Below are 19,355 nucleotides of genomic sequence, written 5' to 3'. Positions count from 1 at the left end.
CGGCTTGTTGCCAACACCTCCATCCACTAGAACCAGTCGTGGTTATGGGTCCCGGCCCCCCGCGCGCAATTGCGCGCTAGGCCGGGACGACACCGAGCTTGTGGTGATCACCGATGGCAAACAACACCCTCCAAAACATCACCGGCACCATCCTGCTTGCCGGCGCCGGCAAGATGGGCGGCGCGATGCTGACGGGATGGCTCGCGGGCGGACTCGATCCGCGCCGCGTTGCGGTGATCGATCCGCACGTTGCGCCCGAGATCTCCGCGCTGGCCGACAAGGGCGTCGTGCTCAATCCTGACGCGACGACCGCGGGCGCGATCGACACGCTGGTCGTCGCGGTGAAGCCGCAGATGTTCCGCGAGGCCGGCGCCAAGCTGAAGCCGTTCGTCTCGGACAAGACCTCGGTGGTCTCGATCATGGCGGGCACCACGATCGCCTCGCTTGGAGAGGTCTGCGGCGGCGCCGTGGTGCGCGCGATGCCGAACACGCCGGCCGCGATCGGCCGCGGCATCACCGTTGCCGTCGCGGCGAAGAACGTCAGCCCCGCGCAGCGCGCGGTGGCTGATGCGCTGCTGTGCGCCACCGGCTCGGTGGAATGGGTCGAGGATGAAGGATTGATGGACGCGGTGACGGCCGTCTCCGGCTCGGGACCGGCCTATGTCTTCCTGCTCGCTGAGGAGCTGGCGCAGGCCGGCGTCGAAGCGGGCTTGCCCGAGGCGCTGGCGACGAAGCTCGCCCGCGAAACCGTCACCGGCTCCGGCGAGCTGCTGCACCGCTCAGAGCTGCCCGCCAGCACGCTGCGCCAGAACGTCACCTCGCCCGGCGGCACCACGGCCGCGGCGCTCGGCGTGCTGATGGGCGAACCGGGGTTGCGCGATCTGATGATCCGCGCCATCGCGGCGGCGACGAAGCGGTCGAAGGAATTGGCGAAATAGAAAAGTGCCGTAAGGCGGGCAAAGCGAAAGCGTGCCCACCATTTCGATCGAGATTCGGGAAAGATGGTGGGCACGGCGCTCCGCGCCTTTTGCCCGCCCTACGATTTCGAGCCTGCGGCTAGCCGCTTGTTGAACAGCTCGACATTCACGAGCCCGCGGGCGTGGCGGCCCTCGCCGAGCTTGCGCGTGCCCTCGAAGGCCTCGACCTCGAAGCGGATGACGCGGCGCTCGACGGCGACCACCTTTGCGGTGGTCCGCACCGTCGCGCCGACGAGCGCAGCGGCAAGATGGCGGATGTCGACCTCGGTGCCGACGGTGACCCAGCCCGGCTGAAGCGCTGAGCGGATCGCATCGCCGGATGTCATCTCCATCTCCAGGATCATCATCGGCGTCGCGTAAACCAACGGCATGCCGGGCACGAAGTGCCCGACGGTGCGCTCCACTGGCACCACCAGCGTGCGCTCGGCGCTCATGCCAACCTTGATGAAGTCGCGTGCGTCCATGGTGCCTCAAACAAGGTGTCGTCCCGGACAAGCGCGCCTTGAGCGCGCGCCGATCCGGGATCCATAACCACAGAACCTCGTGATTGCAGGGACTCGGAGTTACCGCTTCACCCCACAACCGCTCCCTGGGGCTTGCGTCCCGGATCCGCGCTGACGCTTGTCCGGGACGACAGCGGAAAATGCCGCGCCAGCCGAAACTACTTCTTTGCGGCCGCCGCGCGCTCCACGAACGTCTTGCCGCCCTTCATCTTGTGGCGGAGCGGGGCTTCGTTGATCTGGATGACGACGGCATCGGCGTCGACGCCGAGATTCTTCACCAGCGCCTGGGTGATGTCGCGCATCATGCCGGCCTTCTGTTCGTCCGTGCGGCCTTCGGCCATGCTGATGGTGATCTCAGGCATTTTTTTCTCCCTTGCGGCCGAACACCGGCCATTGACGGTCGCCATCAAACAAGACGCGGATGCCCGGGACAAGCCCGCGCATGACGCCGCCTGCGAATAGCTAGCCCCAGCTCACGTCATGGCGCGCCAGGACCTCGCGCACCTTGGCGACGATATCCGCCTCGCTGCACGAGAACTGCGCCGGCCTGCTCTCGCGCCATTCCTGATTGGAGGCGATCGCAGCCGCCGCCTTGGCGCCCTCGACCAGATCCTTGATCTGCACCTCGCCACGCGCCTTCTCGTCCGAGCCCTGGATGATGACGCAAGGTGAGTTGCGGCGGTCGGCATATTTGAGCTGGTTGCCCATGTTCTTGGGATTGCCGAGATAGAGCTCGGCGCGGATGCCGGCGGTGCGCAAGCTTGCCACCATCTTCTGGTAGTCGGCGACACGGTCGCGGTCGAACACGGTGACGACCACGGGACCGAACTCGGGCCGCGTGTCGAGCTTGCCGAGCAGCGTCAGCGCCGCCTGCAGCCGCGACACGCCGATCGAGAAACCGGTCGCCGGCACCGGCTCGCCGCGGAAGCGCGAGACGAGGCCGTCATAGCGGCCACCGCCGCCGACCGAGCCGAAGCGCACCGGGCGGCCCTTCTCGTCCTTGGTGTCGAGCAGCAGTTCGACCTCGTAGACGGGACCGGTGTAATATTCGAGACCGCGCACGACGGAGGGATCGATCTTGATCCGATCTGCCCCGTAACCCGACGCCGTCACCAGCTTGGCGATCTCTTCCAGCTCGCTGACACCGGCCTGACCGACTTCGCTCTTGGCGAGATAAGCCTCTGCCGCCGCGATGGCGTCTTTCCAATCTTCGCGCGGCTTGGTGATGGCGAGAACAACGTCAGCCTCCGCCGCGCTCAAATTGGCGCCTTTCGTGAAGTCGCCCTTGCCTTCTTCGCCGCCATCCCATCGTCCAGGACCAAGCAGCTTGCGCACTTCGTCGGCGGAAAACTTGTCCAGCTTGTCGATCGCTCGCAGCACGGTCAGTCGGCGTGCCGCATTTTCCTCACCCGCCAGACCGATGGCTTCCAGAACGCCATCGAGCACCTTGCGATTGTTCACCTTCACCACATACTGGCCACGCGCAATGCCGAGCGCTTCCATCGTGTCCGCCGCCATCATGCAGATCTCGGCATCCGCCGCCGGCGTCGCCGAGCCGACGGTGTCGGCATCGAACTGCATGAACTGGCGGAAGCGGCCGGGGCCGGGCTTCTCGTTGCGGAACACGTAGCCGGCCCGATAGCTGCGATAGGGCTTTGGCAGTGTGTCGAAATTCTCGGCGACATAGCGGGCGAGCGGCGCGGTCAGATCGTAGCGCAGGCTGATCCACTGCTCGTCGTCGTCCTGGAACGAGAACACGCCCTCGTTCGGCCGATCCTGATCGGGCAGGAATTTTCCGAGCGCGTCGGTGTACTCCATCGCCGGCGTCTCCACCGGCTCGAAACCGTAGAGCTCGTAGACGGCGCGGATCTTCTCGACCATCTCGCGCGTCGCCCGGATCGCGGCGGGATCGCGATCCTCGAGCCCGCGCGGCAGGCGCGCCTTCAGTTTCTGGGGTTTTTTGGGTTTCTCGGCCATGCGCGGCGTTTACCAGCCGACGCGGGAGGCGGCAACCGTCCTACGGCTGCTCGTGCCAGATGCCAGCCGGCGCTCCCCAGCGCGCCGCCTCTTGGCGGCGTGGTGCGCTGCTGATCCGGAGTCCATTGACGCTGGGATGGGTCCCGGCTCTGCGGCGCACCGCTGAAGAAGTGCTGCGCCGCGTCGGGGACACGAGAATCCTAGAAGACTTTCCGTATCCAGTTGTGCGGATCGTTGGTGCGGCCGTACTGGATGTCGACGAGCTGCTTGCGCAGACCCATGGCGACGGGGCCGGCGGCGCCGCCCGAGATCTCGAAATCGCCGCTCACCGAGCGCACCTTGCCGATCGGCGAGATGACGGCGGCAGTGCCGCAGGCAAACGCTTCCTTCAGCTTGCCTGAGGCCGCATCCTTGCGCCACTGCTCGAGCGAATACGGCTCTTCGCGCACGGTCTTGCCGGCATCGCGTGCCAGCGTGATGATGGAGTCGCGGGTGATGCCGGGCAGGATGGTGCCGAGCGGCGGCGTCGAGAGCGAGCCGTCGTCGAACACGAAGAAGATGTTCATGCCGCCGAGCTCCTCGATATAGCGGCGCTCGACCGCATCGAGGAACACCACCTGATCGCAGCCGTGCTGGATCGCTTCCGCCTGGGCGCGCAGGCTCGCGGCATAATTGCCACCGCACTTGACCGCGCCGGTGCCGCCGATCGCGGCGCGCGTGTAGTTCTCGGAGACCCAGATCGAGACCGGCGCAGGCCCGCCCTTGAAATAGGAGCCGACGGGCGACGCGATCACCGCAAAAATATATTCCGACGACGGCTTGACGCCGAGGAAGGTCTCGCTCGCGATCATGAAGGGGCGCAAATACAGGCTGCCCTCGCCGCCCGGCATCCAGGCGCGGTCGATGCGCACGACCTGCTCGACCGCCTCGATGAAGACATCCTCAGGCAACTGAGCCATTGCCATGCGGTCCGCCGAGTCCTTGAAGCGGCGCGCATTGGCGTCGGGGCGGAACAGGTTCACCCCGCCATCGTCGCGCTTGTAGGCCTTGAGGCCTTCAAAAATTTCCTGGGCGTAATGCAGGACCGCGCCGGCCGGATCGAGCTGGAAGTTGGCGCGCGCCTCGATCCGCGCTTCGTACCAGCCGCCCTTGGCCTGATTGTAGCGGACGATCGCCATGTGATCTGTGAAAACCCGCCCGAAGCCGGGGTCCACCAGCTTGGCGATACGGTCCTTTTCGGACGTCGGATTGGATGCGGGCTGGATGTCGAATTTCATGCTCATGTCCTTGCCTCCCGCTGCCGGTTGCGGCGCTGTTCTGGCGCCCGCCTGCCCGTTTCGGGCCCGGCTGGCTTGATTGGGTTCTTGGCCGGACCGCCGCCAGCCTTGTTACGGCCGGTTTCCGTGGCCAGCATGTCGCCGAGGACATGCTTTTGCGGAAGGCGGAAGTCCAGTATGTTTTGCCGAAATGCCGCTCGACAATCGCACGGTAGATCTGATCCGGCCGTCGTCGCCTGTCCGGCCCTTTTCGCCGTCCCTGCTTCGACACCGCCCGACGCGAAAACGATCTAAAATTTCGTCCGGGTCGATCGTTTTGTAACATTGAACCCAAGATACGTCAATATGCCTGACATAAATTTCGCAGCCTCTTCTCCTGACGTCGCCGAATCTCGGCCCGCCGCGTCTGATGGAGGCAATTTGCGCTGGGATATCATCGAGCTCTTGTTCTTCGCCTATCGCGACTTCGTCGGCGATCCCGACCAGGAGCTGGAGGCGTTCGGCTTCGGCCGCGCCCACCACCGCGTCATGCATTTCGTCTATCGCTATCCCGGCCTCAAGGTCGCCGACCTCCTCGACGTCCTGCGCATCACAAAGCAGTCGCTCGGCCGGGTGCTCAAGCAGCTCCTGGACGAGGGCTACATCGTGCAGAAGACCGGTGACAATGATCGCCGCCAGCGTCTGCTTTACGCGACACCGAAGGGCGAGGCGCTGGTGCAGAAGCTCGCCGGGCTCCAGACCACGCGGATCACCAGGGCGCTCGCGGAGTTGGCTCCGCAGGACGCCGAGATCGTGAAGCGCTTCCTGCGCGCGATGATCGACCGCGACGATCCGGACAAGGTGCTCGAGACGATCTTCTCTTCCGTCAACCACGACGCCAAGGAGTGACCGTGCTCGCTGCCACGCTCGCCCGCCCGCCGGTGCAACCCGCCGACGATGCCCCGCATCTGCTGCTGGTCGATGACGATCGCCGCATCCGCGATCTGCTCTCGCGCTTTCTCGCCAGTGAGGGCTACCGCGTCACCACCGCGGCGAGCGCCGGCGATGCCCGCTCGAAACTGCTGGGCCTGCATTTCGATCTCCTGATCCTCGACGTCATGATGCCCGGCGAGACCGGCTTCGACCTTGCCCGCTTCATCCGGACCTCGTCCTCGGTGCCGATCGTGATGCTGACGGCGCGGCACGAGGCCGAAGCCCGTATCGAGGGCCTCCAGATCGGCGCCGACGATTACGTGGCAAAGCCTTTCGAGCCGCGCGAGCTTGCGCTGCGCATCAACAACATCCTCAAGCGCGCCGCGCCGCCGCCGCAGGCCACGACCGTCGAGAAGATCGCGTTCGGTCCCTACGTCTACCATCTCGATCGCGGCGAGTTGCGCCAGGGCGAGGAGGTCATCCACCTCACCGATCGCGAGCGCGAGATGCTGCGGATTCTCGCGGAGACGCCGGGCGAGACCGTGCCGCGCAGCGCACTGACCGGCAATGGCAGCGTCAACGAGCGCGCCGTCGACGTGCAGATCAACCGCCTCAGGCGCAAGATCGAGACCGATCCCGCCAATCCGCTGTTTTTGCAGGCGGTGCGAGGCATCGGCTACCGCCTGGTTGCCTCGCCATAAATCAGTGAAGCGCGCTAGATGAGCACGATCGATACCGGCCTGACGCTTCTGAAGAGCGCCGCCGGCCGCGTTTCGGCGGCGAATGGCTGGATGGGCAATGCGTTCAAGGGCTGGATGCCGACCGGCCTCTATGCCCGCGCGCTCCTCATCATGATCGTGCCGATGGTGGTGCTGCAATCGGTCGTCGCCTTCGTGTTCATGGAGCGGCACTGGAACACGGTGACGCGCAGATTGTCCGCTGCCGTGGTGCAGGACATCGCCGCGCTGATCGACGTCTACAAGGGCTATCCGCAAGACAAGGACCGCGACCAGATCCGCCGCATCGCGCAACAGCGTCTCGGCCTCGTCGTCGACTTCCTGCCCGCCGGCGACATGCCGCCGCCAGGGCCAAAGCCGTTCTTCTCGCTGCTCGATCAGACGCTGTCGGTGCAGCTCGGCCGCCAGATCGGACGCTCGTTCTGGATCGACACGGTCGGCCGCTCCAACCTGGTCGAAATCCGCATCCAGCTCGACGACGCCGTGATGCGCGTGTTCGCGCAGCGCAGCGCCGCCTACGCCTCGAATTCGGAGATTTTCCTGTTCTGGATGGTCGGCACGTCCTCGATCCTCCTGATCGTCGCTGTGCTGTTCCTGCGCAACCAGATCAAGCCGATCCTGCGCCTTGCCGATGCCGCCGAAAGTTTTGGCAAGGGCCGCGAGGCGCCAAATTTCAGGCCGCGTGGTGCACGCGAGGTGCGGCGCGCGGCGGTCGCCTTCCTCGAGATGAAGTCGCGCATCGAGCGCACGATGGAGCAGCGCACCGCGATGCTCGCCGGCGTCAGCCACGATCTGCGCACCATCCTGACCCGCTTCAAGCTCGAGCTGGCGCTGATCGGTGACAGCCCCGAGCTCGAGGGCATGCGCAAGGATGTCGACGAGATGTCGATGATGCTCGAGGATTACCTCGCGTTTGCCCGCGGCGATTCCGGCGAGCAGTCGCAGCCGACCGACATGGCGCAAGCGCTCGAGGAGTTGCGCAGCGATGCCGAGCGCCATGGCCACACTGCAACCGTGGCCTTCCACGGGTTGCCGGTGGTGACGGTGAAGCCCGCCTCGTTCAAGCGCTGCCTCGCCAACCTCGTCACCAACGCGGCGCGCTACGGCAAGGCGATCGCCATCACAGGCCAGCGCGATCACCGTTATCTCACCGTCACGATCGACGACGACGGCCCAGGCATTCCCGCTCACTTGCGCGAAGAGGTGTTCAAGCCGTTCCTCCGGCTGGACAACGCCCGCAACCAGGACGAAGGCGGCACCGGCCTCGGCCTCGCCATCGCCCGCGACATCGCCCGCTCGCATGGCGGCGACATCACGCTGGGTGACAGCCCGATGGGCGGATTGAGGGCGAGCGTGAGGATTCCGGTGTAGCTCGGGCTACGGTCTCACGACCATCTCACCCTACTTCGGCAGCAGCGCCTTCAGCTTGTCCATGTCGCGCACGTTCATCTTGAAACCGCCTGGCATCACGATGTCGCCGGGCTTTTGCTCCGGCTTGCAGGCTCCCAGCCACTTGGCTTGCAGCGTCGTGGTGTTATCGCGCCCCGCCGCGCCGGCGACGCCGCCTTGCGCATGCGAGGTCGTCTTCACCGTGTAGGCCGAGTTGAAATCGCCAGTGATATCGGCATGCGAGGTCGTGCTGACGCCGGCGACGCTGCACTCGGAATCGCTGACATAGCCGGTCGCGGTCTTCCTGATCTCCTGCTTGGCGCAGATCTGCTTGGCCATCGGGGAGACGTTGTTGCTCATCTCCTTGTCGACGGTCTCGTCGGTGCAGTGCTGCATGGTCATCTCGGGCACGGGCGAGCCTGATGTGACCAGCTTCATCTCCCAAAGACCGGCCTTGCGCACCGGCAGGTCATCGGCACTGGCGCTACCTGCCGACAACGCGAGGCAAAGCGTCGAGCCGAGCAAAGCGAGTTTGCGCGTCATGTGGGAAGCTCCCGGCCAACAGATTGCGGCGTTTCGACAACGCCTCAGTAGAGCGTGCGGATCGGCCGATCGGCGGCGCCATAGGGCACCCAGCGGCAGGAGAACGAGATGTAACCGCCCTCATAGGCCTGCACGCCGAGGAATTTCGCGACCTTGCCGTAGCGTGCGCAGTGATCGACCGCGACCTGCCGCGCGTCGACCTGGGTCGCCATCGAATAGGCGATGATGCCGCCGGTGTCGTTGCCCTTGAACGGAGGCACCGGAAGGATATCGGCGCGCGCCGATTGGCTCGCCATCAACCCCAAGGCAAGAAGGCCCGCGGCCGCAATGATTCGCATTCCTGTCACTCCAATTTGTTAGCGGCAGTTTACGGTGCCGGGATGGAAGTGAAAAGAACCGAAGGCCAGTTGGCCGCGACGTCTTGGTCAACTCCTGGCGAAGTGTTGCCGCGCTGCACTTGACCTCCCCCGGCCTTCGCGGCACCGTCCGACCTTCGCAAGACCTCAGCTGTCTGGATTGATCATGCGCGCCCCCTCCTCGAAATCGCTCCGCTTCGCCGCCGTGCTCGGCCTCATGTTCGGGGCACTGTCGCTCGGCGAAGCCAAGGCCGCCAACGGACTTGAGCTGAATTTCTGGCTGAGCGGCCCGCGCTACGACGGCGCCGTTGCCGATTGCGACAAGGCGCTGCCGACGATCGCCACCCAGTTCTGGGAGAAAGAAAGCTCGTTCTGGAATTCCTCCTTGAAGATCACCGGCTTCTCGGCCGTTCGCGAGGTCGCGTTCCGCCCCTGGCAGTCCGATAACATTCCGCGCCGCTATTGCACCGCTGACGCCATGCTCAACGACGGCAAGGTGCGCAGGGTGCATTTCTCGCTCATCGAGGACGGCGGCTTTGCCGGCTACGGCAACGGCGTCGAGTGGTGCGTGGTCGGGCTCGATCGCAATTGGGCCTACAACCCGGCCTGCCGCGCCGCCAAACCCTGATCCGAAGAGCGCCTGATTCGGGCTGATCGGCCGGCGCACGAGAGCGGCTCCAAATTTTGTTCTTGAAATGTTCCAACCGCCTGCTAGGCTGCGTGCACAGTCTAGTTGAGGGCGTCGCCATGTTTTATTCCAGATTGCGTTCGTTGTCCCGTCTGATGATCTCGCTGACCCTTGCTGCCGGGTTGGCAACTCTCGCCGGCGGTGCGAAGGCCCAGGACAAGCGGCAGAACGCGCCCGGCGAATTCGACTTCTATGTGCTTTCGCTGTCATGGTCGCCATCGTTCTGCGAGGAAGCGGCCGAACGCGGCGGCCGGTCACAGATGCAATGCGGGGGACGGCCTTACGCTTTCGTGGTGCATGGGCTGTGGCCGCAATATGAGAACGGCTTTCCGGAATACTGCCAGCGGCCGGCGCCGCGGCTGAATCGCAGCATCGTCTCCTCGATGCTCGACCTGATGCCGGCGCCGGGCCTGATCTTCAACGAATGGGACAAACACGGCACCTGCTCCGGGCTCGAAGGCCGCAGCTATTTCGAGACGATCCGCAAGGCGCGCGCCGCGATCAAGATTCCGCCCGAATATCTCGATCTGTCGCAGGCCAAGACCGTGGCGCCGGCGGAGGTCGAGGAAGCCTTCATCAAGGCCAATCCCGGTCTCAGCAATGCCGCCATCTCGGTCACCTGCAACCGGACCCGGCTCTCCGAGGTCCGCATCTGCCTCAGCAAGGACCTGCAATTCCGCGCCTGCGACGAGATCGAGCGCCGCGCCTGCCGCCGCGACCAGGTGACGATGCCGCCGATCAGGGGCGGGTAGCCCCGCTCTTGTGGCCGGGATTCAGCGCACTACGCCGCGAACCGCGGCGTAGTGCGCTGCTGATCTGAGGCCCAATACGAAAAAGAGCTGGGTCCCGGCTCAGCGGCGCAGCGTTACGCGCTGCACCGCGTCCGGGACATGTGATCGTGCCTCTTTGCTGAAGCCATCACGTGGCGTAGTGCTGTTTCATGAACTACCGCCACGCCTTCCACGCCGGCAGCTTCGCCGATGTCATCAAGCACATCGTGCTGGCGCGCATCCTCACTTACTTGCAGGACAAGCCCGCGGCGTTCCGCGTCATCGACACCCATGCCGGCGCCGGGCTCTACGATCTCGACAGCGACGAGGCGCGCCGCGGCGGCGAATGGCTGACCGGCATTGCGCGGCTGCTGCAGGCGCGCCTGTCGAACGAGACCGCGGCGCTGATCAAGCCCTATCTCGACATCGTCCGCGCCTTCAATCCGAAGGGCGAGCTTAGGGCTTATCCAGGCTCGCCGCTGATTGCGCGCGGCCTGCTCAGACCGCAAGACCGCCTCGTCGCCTGCGAGCTCGAGCCGAAGGCGCGGAAAGCGCTGATCGACGTGCTGCGCCGCGACGAGCAGGCCCGCGTGGTCGATCTCGACGGCTGGGTGGCGCTGCCGGCCTTCGTGCCGCCGAAGGAGCGGCGCGGCCTCGTGCTGATCGACCCGCCGTTCGAAGCCAAGGACGAGTTCGAGCGGCTGGGCGAGGCCTTCGCGGCGGCCTTCGCAAAATGGCCGACCGGTATCTATGTCATTTGGTATCCGGCCAAGAACCGGCGGGCCACCGACACGCTGGCCCAAACGGTCGCGCGGCTCGCAGCTGCAGCAAAGCCGCCGGGGAAATGCCTGCGCCTCGAATTCAGCGTCGCGCCGCAAGCCGACGGCGCCGCCCTCACCTCCACTGGGCTCCTGATCGTCAATCCGCCCTATACGCTGCACGGCGAGCTCAAGACCATCCTGCCCGAGCTGGAAATGCCGCTCGGCCAGGGCGGGGCTGCCAGATTCCGATTGGAGGTGCCGAGACCGTAACACTCCGGCATTCTTGGGAAAAATATGCAGGACCCGTAGTCAATCTGCAAAGAACCGTATTATGCTGTTTCTGTGACTGGCTTTACGTTCCGCTTCCGCGAATGGTTGCGGCGGAGTGAAGGCCCTAAGAAAGATCCCGCCGGACCGATGAGGTCCGTCGAAGGATGGCCAGCTCCCGGGCTGCGTGAGGCCCGGTCATGTCGTGACGTGAGTCTGCGTCGCGGCGGAGGAGCAATGAGGGGGAGTTTCCCGATGGCCATGACGGGAACGGTCAAGTTCTTCAACGGCGAGCGCGGCTACGGCTTCATCAAGCCCGATGACGGCGGTCGCGATGTATTCGTTCACATCACCGCTGTGGAGCGGGCGGGACTGAAAGACCTTGCCGAAGGACAGCGTATTACTTTCGAAGTCGAACCGGACAAGAAGGGGAAGGGACCGAAAGCGGTCAATTTGGTGATCCTCTCCTAAAGCGCAATGAGATTTGGATGAATCGTCATCGCGCTTTAGCTTGTTGTTTACGCATGATCTTTCCGGAAAACCGCTTCGCACTTTTCCGGATCATGCTTTAGCGAGCCCTGAGTAAAAAAATCCCGGCCGCGAGCGGCCGGGAGGCTGGTCCGGTATTTTCTTCTTTGGATGTCAGAAGTGATAGTTCACGCCTGCGCGGACAACGCTGGCGCTATAGCCGTTTGACACGCCCGTAATGGCGAACTGGCTCGTCGACAGATCGATGTAGAGATATTCGAGCTTGGCGCTCCAGTTCGGCGCGAAGCCGACTTCCGCGCCAGCACCGATCGTCCAGCCCGCGGTGGTGTGCGACTCCGTCCAGCCAAAGGTCTGCCCACGCAGCTCGCCGAAAGCGAGACCGGCGGTGCCGTAGAACAGCACATTGCTGAACGCATAGCCGGCGCGGCCGCGCAGGGTGCCGAACCACGGATTGGAGAATTTCCACGGCGCAAAGGTATCGTCGGCACCGCTCGCCTGGATGTCGCCTTCGACACCGAACACCCACGGGCCGTTCTGGAAATTGTAGCCGGCTTGAACACCGCCGACGAAGCCCGACGGCTTCGTCGGGTTGTTGTCGACCGAGCCCCATTCATAGCCGATGTTGCCGCCGAGATAGGGACCTGCCCAGCTATAGGCATTGAGCGGCTGATTGACGGTATAGGGCGCACGCTGCCCGTAATTGAGATCGGCGGCCTCTGCCGAAGCTGTCCAGCCGGCGGCAACCAACGCGGCTGCGCCCACAACGAACCTCTTCATCACTCACTCCAACGCAACTGTCGCAACCCCTCGCGATGCCCGCGCCGCCGCGCCGACACCGTCGCATGGTTACGGAACCAAGAATTTTTCGCGCAGGATTTATCGAGAGTTTTAAGTTAAAGGGCTGTTAAGTCGGGTTACCGCCCGCTTAACAGACTTAAGGAAGCGTTACCGGGAACTGGCCGCCATCCTGTGCGTGCAGCAAGGCCGGAACTTCAAATCGGCCCCCCCAGCACCTAAATTCGCCCCATGGTTCACGATTCCTCCGACAATCCGGACGACCGCGCGCGTAAGTCGCCGCGCCCTGGTGCGACCGACGCGCCGCCCGAGCGCCTGGCAGCGCCGGACGTCGATCCCGCGGCAGCGGGCGGCGACGACGAGGACGATGCGCTGCTGCCGGATATCCTGGAAGAGAGCGGCGCGGTTGGCGAAGGCCCGCTGGCGACCGGTCATGAGGCGATCGAGCGCGCGGTTCGGCTCGCACCCACCTCGCCCGGCGTCTATCGCATGCTCAATGCGAACGCCGACGTGCTCTATGTCGGCAAGGCCAAGAACGTCAAAAAGCGACTGTCCAGCTATGCGCGCCAGAGTGCGCCGCTGCCGGCCCGCATCCTGCGCATGATCGCGGCCACCGTGACCGTGGAGATCGTCTCGACCAACACCGAGACCGAGGCGCTGCTGCTGGAAGCCAACCTCATCAAGCAGCTGCGGCCGCGCTTCAACGTGCAGCTGCGCGACGACAAGTCGTTCCCCTATATCCTGATCACCGGCGACCATTGGGCGCCGCAGATCCTGAAACATCGCGGCGCACAGACCCGGCCCGGCCGCTATTTCGGCCCGTTCGCCTCCGCCGGCGCGGTCAACCGCACCATCACGGCGCTGCAGCGCGCGTTCCTGATCCGCTCCTGCACCGATTCCTTCTTCGAGAGCCGCACCCGCCCCTGCCTGCTGTATCAGATCCGCCGCTGCGCCGGTCCGTGCACCCGCGAGATCGATTTCGGCGGTTATTCGACGCTGGTGCGCGAGGCCAGCGACTTTCTTTCCGGCAAGAGCCATGCGGTGAAGCAGGAGCTCGCCGGCGAGATGGAGAAGGCGGCCAGCGAGCTCGAATTCGAGCGCGCCGCACTCTACCGCGACCGCCTCGCCGCACTGTCGGCGATCCAGTCGCAGCAGGGCATCAATCCGCGCACGGTGGAGGAAGCCGACGTGTTCGCCATCCACCAGGAGGGTGGCTTCTCCTGCGTCGAGGTGTTCTTCTTCCGCACCGGCCAGAACTGGGGCAACCGCGCCTATTTTCCGCGCGCGGAAAAGAGCTTTACGCCGGAAGAGGTGCTCGGCTCGTTCCTCGCCCAGTTCTACGATGACAAGCCGCCGCCGAAGAACATCCTGCTCTCGCACGAGATCGAGGAATGCGAACTGCTCGCCAATGCGCTCTCGATCAAGGCCGGCCACAAGGTCGAGATCACCGCGCCCAAGCGCGGCGAGAAGAAGGAGCTGGTCACTCACGCGCTGACCAATGCGCGCGAGGCGCTCGGCCGCAAGCTCGCGGACACCGCAACGCAAAGCCGCCTGCTCGAGGCCATGGCCGCGACGCTGAACCTGCCGCATGCGCCCAAGCGTATCGAGGTCTATGACAACAGCCATATCCAGGGCACCAATGCGGTCGGCGCCATGATCGTCGCCGGCCCCGACGGCTTCGTGAAGAACCAGTACCGCAAGTTCAACATCAAGTCGGAAGGGCTGACGCCCGGCGACGACTACGCCATGATGCGCGAGGTGCTCGAGCGCCGCTTCAAGCGCCTGATCAATCCGCCCGAGGACGGTGCAGCCAAGGAAAACGACAAGGCCAAGGACGACGATTTCCCGCAATGGCCCGACCTCGTCATCATCGACGGCGGCCGCGGCCAGCTCAACGCCGTTCGCGAGATCTTTGCAAATCTCGGCCTGACCCAGGTGTCGCTGATGTCCGTCGCCAAGGGGCCGGACCGGGATGCCGGCCGCGAGACCCTGTTCATGCCGGAACGCGAGGCCATCAAACTCGAGCCGCGCGATCCCGTGCTCTATTTCATCCAGCGCCTGCGCGACGAGGCCCACCGCTTCGTCATCGGTTCGCACCGCAAGCTGCGCAAGAAGGACATCCGCGAGGCCGGCTTGCAGGAGATTCCGGGCATCGGCCCGTCACGCAAACGTGCCTTGCTGCACCATTTCGGAACCCTGAAGGAGATCGAACGGGCCTCAATCGCCGATCTCGGCAAGGTTCCGGGGGTGAGCGCCGAGAGCGCCCGCAGGATTTTCGAATATTTCCATCCTCAGCCGGGATGAACTAAAGGGGGGCCGCGGTCATATGGTCGTTGCATCCCGCGCCCATCTGGGGAGGGGAACGGTTGACCTTGGGGCCCGAGCGGTATTGGTAGGACGGATGAACATCGCCACGACACGAGGGACGACCAGCCGCGCGATGTCCCTCCCCAACATCCTGACCTATGGCCGGATCGCCGCGATCCCGGTCGTGGTCGGATGCATCTATGCGCAGTCGATTCTGGATCAGCCGCTCTGGCTGCGTTGGCTCGCTGTCGCCCTTTTCATCGCGGCCGGGGTGACTGATTACCTCGACGGCTATTATGCGCGGATCTGGAATCAGCAATCGGCGTTCGGCCGGATGCTCGACCCGATCGCCGACAAGCTGCTGGTTGCCTCCTGCCTGCTGATGCTGGCCGCGGACGGCATCATCCACGGCTGGTCGCTGTGGGCCGCCATCGTGATCCTGTGCCGCGAGATCCTGGTCTCGGGCCTGCGCGAATACCTCGCCGCGCTGCGCGTCAGCGTGCCCGTGACCAAGCTCGCCAAATGGAAGACCACGGTCCAGCTCGTCGCCATCGGCTTCCTGCTCGCTGGTCCAGCCGGGGACGAGGTGGTGCCGGTCGTCTCGATGATCGGACTGGCGCTGCTGTGGGCTTCTGCGATCCTCACCATGTACACCGGCTACGACTATTTCCGCGCCGGCATCCATCACCTCATCAAGGAGGACGAGGGATGAAGGTGAAGTATTTCGCCTGGGTGCGCGAACGCGTCGGCAAGGCCGAAGAGACGATCGAGCCGCCGGGAAGCGTGCGCACCGTCGAGGAGCTGATCGCCTGGCTCTCCGGCCAAAGCGAGGCCCATGCGTATGCATTCGAGAAGCCGAAGGTGATCCGCGCCGCGATCGACCGCGCCCACGTCAAATCAGACGCCGTGATCGCGGGCGCCGGCGAGATCGCGTTCTTCCCGCCGATGACCGGCGGCTAGGCCGATGTCCTGGAACAGACCAGCGTGCGGCGCCGCCTCACCTCTCCCCAACGGGGAGAGGTCGGATCGCTCGCGGCGATGCAAAGCATCGTCCGGCGCGACCCGGGTGAGGGGTCAGAGGTCTCACGAGAGGGCGTATCCCCTCACCCGCGCCTTCGGCGCGACCTCTCCCGATGGGAGAGGTGTCGAAGCGGCACGATCATGACCTGTCCCGTCACCATCCGCATCCAGGAGGACGATTTCGACATCGCGCGCGAGATCGCGGTCCTGACCAAGAGCCGCACCGACATCGGCGCGGTCGTGAGCTTCTCCGGCATTTGCCGCGCCGACGAGGAGAGCGCGAAGATCGCCGCGCTCACGCTCGAACATTATCCGGGCATGGCGGAAGAGGAGATCAAGCGCCATGTCGAGGAGGCGACCTCGCGTTGGCCGCTGAATGGCGTCACGGTGATTCACCGCGTCGGCCGCCTTATGCCCGGCCAGAACATCGTGCTGGTGCTGACCGCCTCGCAGCACCGCCAGGCCGCCTTCCAGGCGGCCGAGTTCCTGATGGACTATCTCAAGACCAGTGCACCGTTCTGGAAGAAGGAAGAGAGCGCCACCGGCACCGGCTGGGTCGAGGCCCACGCCCGTGACGAGGAGGCCGCCGCGCGCTGGACGAAATCCTGATGGCAAAAACTGCAAAAAAGACCGCGCGCGGCCGCGCGGCGCCGAAGTTTGCAAAGGTGGGGCCCGGCGAGCTTGTCACGCTGCTCGACTTCGTCCGCTATGCGGTGAGCCGCTTCGTCGAAGCCAGGCTCGCCTTTGCCCACGGCACCACCGACCCGGTCGCGGAAGCCGCCTTCCTGATCTGCGAGGCGCTGCATCTCAATCCCGAACAATTCGATATCTTTGCCAACGCGCGCGTCACCGCAGCGGAAGGCAAGGCCATCCTCGATCTGATTCATAAGCGCGTCACAACGCGCAAACCGGCCGCCTATCTCGTCAACAAGATCTATATGCGCGGCCTGCCCTTCTATGTCGATGAGCGCGTCATCGTTCCGCGCTCGTTCATCGGCGAGCTGCTGGATTCGCATTTCGGCGGCGACGGCGATGCCGGCTCGTTGATCGATGATCCAACGGCCGTGGCGCGCGTGCTCGATCTCTGCACCGGATCGGGATGCCTTGCGATCCTCGCCGCGCATCATTTCCCGAACGCCACCGTCGATGCCGTCGATATCTCCAAGGGTGCGCTTGAAGTCGCCGCCCGCAATGTCGGCGAATACGGGCTGGCGGACCGGATCAGCCTCCATCGCGGCGACCTGTTCGCCCCGCTCGGCGGCAACAGATACGACCTGATCATCACCAACCCGCCTTACGTCGATGCCGAGGGCATGGCGGCGCTGCCGCCCGAGTGCCGGGCCGAACCAAAGCTCGCCTTCGACGGCGGCGCCGACGGTCTCGACGTGGTGCGCCGCATCCTGCGCGATGCGCCCGATCACCTGACGCCGGACGGCGGGCTGATCTGCGAGATCGGGCGCGGCCGCGAGCTGGTCGACGAGGCCTTTCCGGACTTGCCGCTGCTCTGGCTCGACACCGAAGATTCCGAGGGCGAGGTGTTCTGGATCGCAGCCGCCGATCTCGGCTGAGACTTTGCGACGCGCGCGCTTCGGAACAAGTCAAATAGCGCCACGTTCATCCTCCGATGCATTTTTTCGCTCTCGGAGGATGTCCGCATGCTCGCGCCATCGGGCGAATTGCTGCGCGCCGGCGTGGCACTCAAGCTCAACCACCTCAAACGCGCCGCTCAATCCTATCTGCGTGACCAGACCAGCCAGGCAACGGGCAAGGTGACATCTTACGCCGTGGCCGGCGGACTGTTCGCAGCCGCGGGCCTGTTCGTGGTCGCGGCACTTTTCGTCGGGCTGATCGCCCTGTACCGCTGGATCGCCATCAGTTACGGGCAATTCTGGGGTTTTGGCGCGGTCGGCGCAGTGCTGCTGGTGTTGGCTGCGGTCTGTGCCGGGGTGGCGATGGCGCAGATGAGGCGCAAGCCCAAGCCGATCGTGCCGCTTGCGAGCCGCCTGCGCGTGGCGGTCGCGACGCCGCGGATCCCGCGCGGGACGGTCAAGCAGGCGGTGAAGGAGGTCGCAACGACAATTCCCCTCGCACCGCTCGCGCCGGGCGAACGCGGTCACGGCGGCAAACATTACGGCAACAGCACCTGGCCGGTCCGCGCCAACCGCCCCGTGCAACTTGGCCTGATGCTCGCGGCCGTCGGTCTGGTCGGACTGACGGCCGCCCGGAGGCGGCGCCACAGGCACAGTCTGGGGGCATGATGCTGGCGCGGCGCTCCGAACCGATCGACTCCTGGCTGCTGGTGGCGGCGACGGCGGTCTTCGTGCTGACGGCGGAGCGCTACTTTCAGGATTCCGGCCTGATCCGGTTGGGGCCTCCGCAGGACCACCGCAAAGCCGAGGCGAACTCACCGGAAACGAGCCCGGCGAGCGCCGCCGTGCAGCCCGGCCGTGGCCGCCGGGCGAAAAGTCCATTCGACATCCCTTGGTCGGGCTGGAAGGACATTTTCTGGCGGACCTATCAGCGTATCGACGAGGATCGCCTGCTCGCGACGGCGGGCGGCGTCGTCTTCTTCGGGCTGCTCGCGATCTTCCCCGCAGTCACCGCGGTCGTCTCTTCCTATGGCCTGTTCGCCGATCCCGCCACGATCAGCGCCAACCTCCAGAAGCTGGCGATGATGCTGCCCCAGGGCACGTTCGAGATCGTCGAGGAGCAGGTCGGGCGCGTGGTCTCGAAGGGCAACACGGCGCTGGGGGCCACATTCCTGTTCGGCTTTGTGCTTGCGATCTGGAGCGCCAATGCCGGGGTCAAGGCGATCTTCGACGCCCTCAATGTCGCCTATGAGGAACGCGAGAAGCGCAGCTTCATCCGCCTGAACATGGTCTCGCTGGCCTTCACAGTCGGCGGCATCGTGGCACTGCTGCTGATGGTGGGGGCCGTCGTCGCCTTCCCGCTCGCGCTCAATCATCTCGGCATGGCGCCCGAAAGCAAATTGATCGTGGCGTTGGCCCGATGGCCGCTGCTGTTCCTGATCCTGCTCGTGGCGCTCGCCATCCTCTACCGCTTCGCCCCGAGCCGCGACGCCCCGCGATGGCAATGGCTCAGCCTTGGGGCGGTGACGGCGGCCATCCTCTGGATCGCCGGCTCGGCCCTGCTCTCCTGGTACCTCTCGGAATTCGCCAATTACAATGCGACCTACGGCTCTCTGGGCGCTGCGATCGGCCTGATGATGTGGATGTGGATGTCGGCGATCGTCATCATGTTCGGCGCCGAGTTGAACTCGGAGATCGAACGGCAGACGCTGCGCGACACCACCACCGGACGGCCGAAGCCGCTCGGCAGCCGCGAGGCCGTCTCGGCCGACACGGTCGGCGCCCCCGCGCCATTTTGAGCGGGGGCGATCAGCCCGGAGCTTGGCCCGACCGCGTCTCGGGCGCGATGAGCGTGATCGCGGGTCCAGATATACCGATAGAAGCCTTTCGGCGGCGGACCGACCGGTCTGTGAGACGGTCGCTATCCCCTCGAATCAACAATGATGTTAGCTTCATGCGTGCTTCGGGGAGCATGAGGCGTGACGGGTTCGGACGCGG

The 19,355-nt window shown here is 65.0% G+C and carries 22 protein-coding genes; 15 read left to right on the top strand and 7 right to left on the bottom strand.

Annotation, left to right across the window (positions count from 1 at the left end):
• Window positions 1-113 precede the first annotated feature (113 nt).
• The gene (gene proC / locus BRAD3257_RS05500) at window positions 114-938 is read left to right on the top strand and encodes a pyrroline-5-carboxylate reductase (protein WP_122401003.1); all 825 of its coding nucleotides are present in this window, start codon (window positions 114-116) and stop codon (window positions 936-938) included.
• A gap of 98 nt (window positions 939-1,036) precedes the next feature.
• Here proC and BRAD3257_RS05495 read toward each other — a convergent pair whose 3' ends face one another.
• From BRAD3257_RS05495 to BRAD3257_RS05480, 4 genes are all read right to left on the bottom strand, one after another.
• Entirely contained in the window at window positions 1,037-1,441 is a 405-nt protein-coding gene (locus tag BRAD3257_RS05495; RefSeq protein WP_122401002.1) for a thioesterase family protein, read from the bottom strand.
• Between the two features lie 197 nt (window positions 1,442-1,638).
• Window positions 1,639-1,887, bottom strand: coding sequence for a tautomerase family protein (locus BRAD3257_RS05490; RefSeq protein ID WP_122401001.1), 249 nt, complete (start codon window positions 1,885-1,887; stop codon window positions 1,639-1,641).
• A 55-nt stretch (window positions 1,888-1,942) separates the two neighbouring features.
• The gene (hisS, locus tag BRAD3257_RS05485; protein WP_122401000.1) at window positions 1,943-3,457 is read right to left on the bottom strand and encodes a histidine--tRNA ligase; all 1,515 of its coding nucleotides are present in this window, start codon (window positions 3,455-3,457) and stop codon (window positions 1,943-1,945) included.
• A 200-nt stretch (window positions 3,458-3,657) separates the two neighbouring features.
• Window positions 3,658-4,740: a branched-chain amino acid aminotransferase gene (locus BRAD3257_RS05480; protein WP_122400999.1), complete on the bottom strand. Its 1,083-nt coding sequence runs from the start codon at window positions 4,738-4,740 to the stop codon at window positions 3,658-3,660.
• A gap of 339 nt (window positions 4,741-5,079) precedes the next feature.
• On the opposite strand from BRAD3257_RS05480, the gene BRAD3257_RS05475 reads away from it, so the two are divergent.
• The 3 genes from BRAD3257_RS05475 to BRAD3257_RS05465 are packed head-to-tail and all read left to right on the top strand — an operon-like array spanning window position 5,080 to window position 7,754.
• Window positions 5,080-5,622: a MarR family winged helix-turn-helix transcriptional regulator gene (locus BRAD3257_RS05475; protein WP_122400998.1), complete on the top strand. Its 543-nt coding sequence runs from the start codon at window positions 5,080-5,082 to the stop codon at window positions 5,620-5,622.
• On the top strand, window positions 5,619-6,347 hold the full coding sequence (locus BRAD3257_RS05470; protein WP_122400997.1) for a response regulator: 729 nt from the start codon (window positions 5,619-5,621) through the stop codon (window positions 6,345-6,347). Before BRAD3257_RS05475 ends, BRAD3257_RS05470 begins: the two co-directional genes overlap by 4 nt.
• A gap of 18 nt (window positions 6,348-6,365) precedes the next feature.
• A complete protein-coding gene (locus BRAD3257_RS05465; RefSeq protein WP_122400996.1) occupies window positions 6,366-7,754 on the top strand; it encodes an ATP-binding protein in 1,389 nt (462 codons plus the stop codon).
• A 30-nt stretch (window positions 7,755-7,784) separates the two neighbouring features.
• Here BRAD3257_RS05465 and BRAD3257_RS05460 read toward each other — a convergent pair whose 3' ends face one another.
• Window positions 7,785-8,315: a DUF3617 domain-containing protein gene (locus tag BRAD3257_RS05460; RefSeq protein WP_122400995.1), complete on the bottom strand. Its 531-nt coding sequence runs from the start codon at window positions 8,313-8,315 to the stop codon at window positions 7,785-7,787.
• A 44-nt stretch (window positions 8,316-8,359) separates the two neighbouring features.
• Window positions 8,360-8,653, bottom strand: a complete 294-nt coding sequence (locus BRAD3257_RS05455) for a hypothetical protein (protein ID WP_122400994.1) — start codon at window positions 8,651-8,653, stop codon at window positions 8,360-8,362.
• Window positions 8,654-8,837: 184 nt separating this feature from the next.
• On the opposite strand from BRAD3257_RS05455, the gene BRAD3257_RS05450 reads away from it, so the two are divergent.
• The 4 genes from BRAD3257_RS05450 (at window position 8,838) to BRAD3257_RS05435 (ending at window position 11,628) form a co-directional block, all read left to right on the top strand.
• A complete protein-coding gene (locus tag BRAD3257_RS05450; RefSeq protein ID WP_162500122.1) occupies window positions 8,838-9,299 on the top strand; it encodes a hypothetical protein in 462 nt (153 codons plus the stop codon).
• A 119-nt stretch (window positions 9,300-9,418) separates the two neighbouring features.
• Window positions 9,419-10,111: a ribonuclease T2 family protein gene (locus BRAD3257_RS05445; RefSeq protein ID WP_122400992.1), complete on the top strand. Its 693-nt coding sequence runs from the start codon at window positions 9,419-9,421 to the stop codon at window positions 10,109-10,111.
• A gap of 188 nt (window positions 10,112-10,299) precedes the next feature.
• Entirely contained in the window at window positions 10,300-11,160 is an 861-nt protein-coding gene (locus BRAD3257_RS05440) for a 23S rRNA (adenine(2030)-N(6))-methyltransferase RlmJ (protein ID WP_122400991.1), read from the top strand.
• 252 nt (window positions 11,161-11,412) lie between these two features.
• On the top strand, window positions 11,413-11,628 hold the full coding sequence (locus BRAD3257_RS05435) for a cold-shock protein (RefSeq protein WP_008544396.1): 216 nt from the start codon (window positions 11,413-11,415) through the stop codon (window positions 11,626-11,628).
• 171 nt (window positions 11,629-11,799) lie between these two features.
• On the opposite strand, the gene BRAD3257_RS05430 is transcribed toward BRAD3257_RS05435, so the two are convergent.
• Window positions 11,800-12,423 (bottom strand): outer membrane protein, encoded by a 624-nt coding sequence (locus BRAD3257_RS05430; protein WP_162500121.1) that lies wholly within the window; start codon window positions 12,421-12,423, stop codon window positions 11,800-11,802.
• Between the two features lie 249 nt (window positions 12,424-12,672).
• Between BRAD3257_RS05430 and uvrC the strand changes: the two genes are divergently transcribed.
• From uvrC to BRAD3257_RS05395, 7 genes are all read left to right on the top strand, one after another.
• Complete coding sequence (gene uvrC, locus BRAD3257_RS05425) at window positions 12,673-14,745, top strand: excinuclease ABC subunit UvrC (protein WP_122400989.1); 2,073 nt, start codon at window positions 12,673-12,675, stop codon at window positions 14,743-14,745.
• A gap of 97 nt (window positions 14,746-14,842) precedes the next feature.
• On the top strand, window positions 14,843-15,460 hold the full coding sequence (gene pgsA / locus BRAD3257_RS05420; RefSeq protein WP_122400988.1) for a CDP-diacylglycerol--glycerol-3-phosphate 3-phosphatidyltransferase: 618 nt from the start codon (window positions 14,843-14,845) through the stop codon (window positions 15,458-15,460).
• Window positions 15,457-15,708: a molybdopterin converting factor subunit 1 gene (gene moaD, locus BRAD3257_RS05415; protein ID WP_122400987.1), complete on the top strand. Its 252-nt coding sequence runs from the start codon at window positions 15,457-15,459 to the stop codon at window positions 15,706-15,708. The genes pgsA and moaD overlap by 4 nt, the downstream gene beginning before the upstream one ends.
• A gap of 201 nt (window positions 15,709-15,909) precedes the next feature.
• Window positions 15,910-16,377: a molybdenum cofactor biosynthesis protein MoaE gene (locus BRAD3257_RS05410; RefSeq protein WP_122400986.1), complete on the top strand. Its 468-nt coding sequence runs from the start codon at window positions 15,910-15,912 to the stop codon at window positions 16,375-16,377.
• Window positions 16,377-17,336, top strand: coding sequence for a 50S ribosomal protein L3 N(5)-glutamine methyltransferase (gene prmB / locus BRAD3257_RS05405; RefSeq protein ID WP_122400985.1), 960 nt, complete (start codon window positions 16,377-16,379; stop codon window positions 17,334-17,336). Before BRAD3257_RS05410 ends, prmB begins: the two co-directional genes overlap by 1 nt.
• Window positions 17,337-17,423: 87 nt before the next feature.
• Window positions 17,424-18,026 carry a phage holin family protein gene (locus tag BRAD3257_RS05400; RefSeq protein ID WP_122400984.1) on the top strand — a complete coding sequence of 201 codons (603 nt, stop codon included), beginning with the start codon at window positions 17,424-17,426 and terminating at the stop codon, window positions 18,024-18,026.
• Entirely contained in the window at window positions 18,026-19,156 is a 1,131-nt protein-coding gene (locus BRAD3257_RS05395; RefSeq protein ID WP_122400983.1) for a YihY/virulence factor BrkB family protein, read from the top strand. The genes BRAD3257_RS05400 and BRAD3257_RS05395 overlap by 1 nt, the downstream gene beginning before the upstream one ends.
• Window positions 19,157-19,355 lie beyond the last annotated feature (199 nt).

This window comes from Bradyrhizobium vignae (assembly GCF_900324035.1).
Lineage (GTDB): Bacteria > Pseudomonadota > Alphaproteobacteria > Rhizobiales > Xanthobacteraceae > Bradyrhizobium > Bradyrhizobium vignae.
This window is presented reverse-complemented; position numbering and strand designations above follow the sequence as displayed.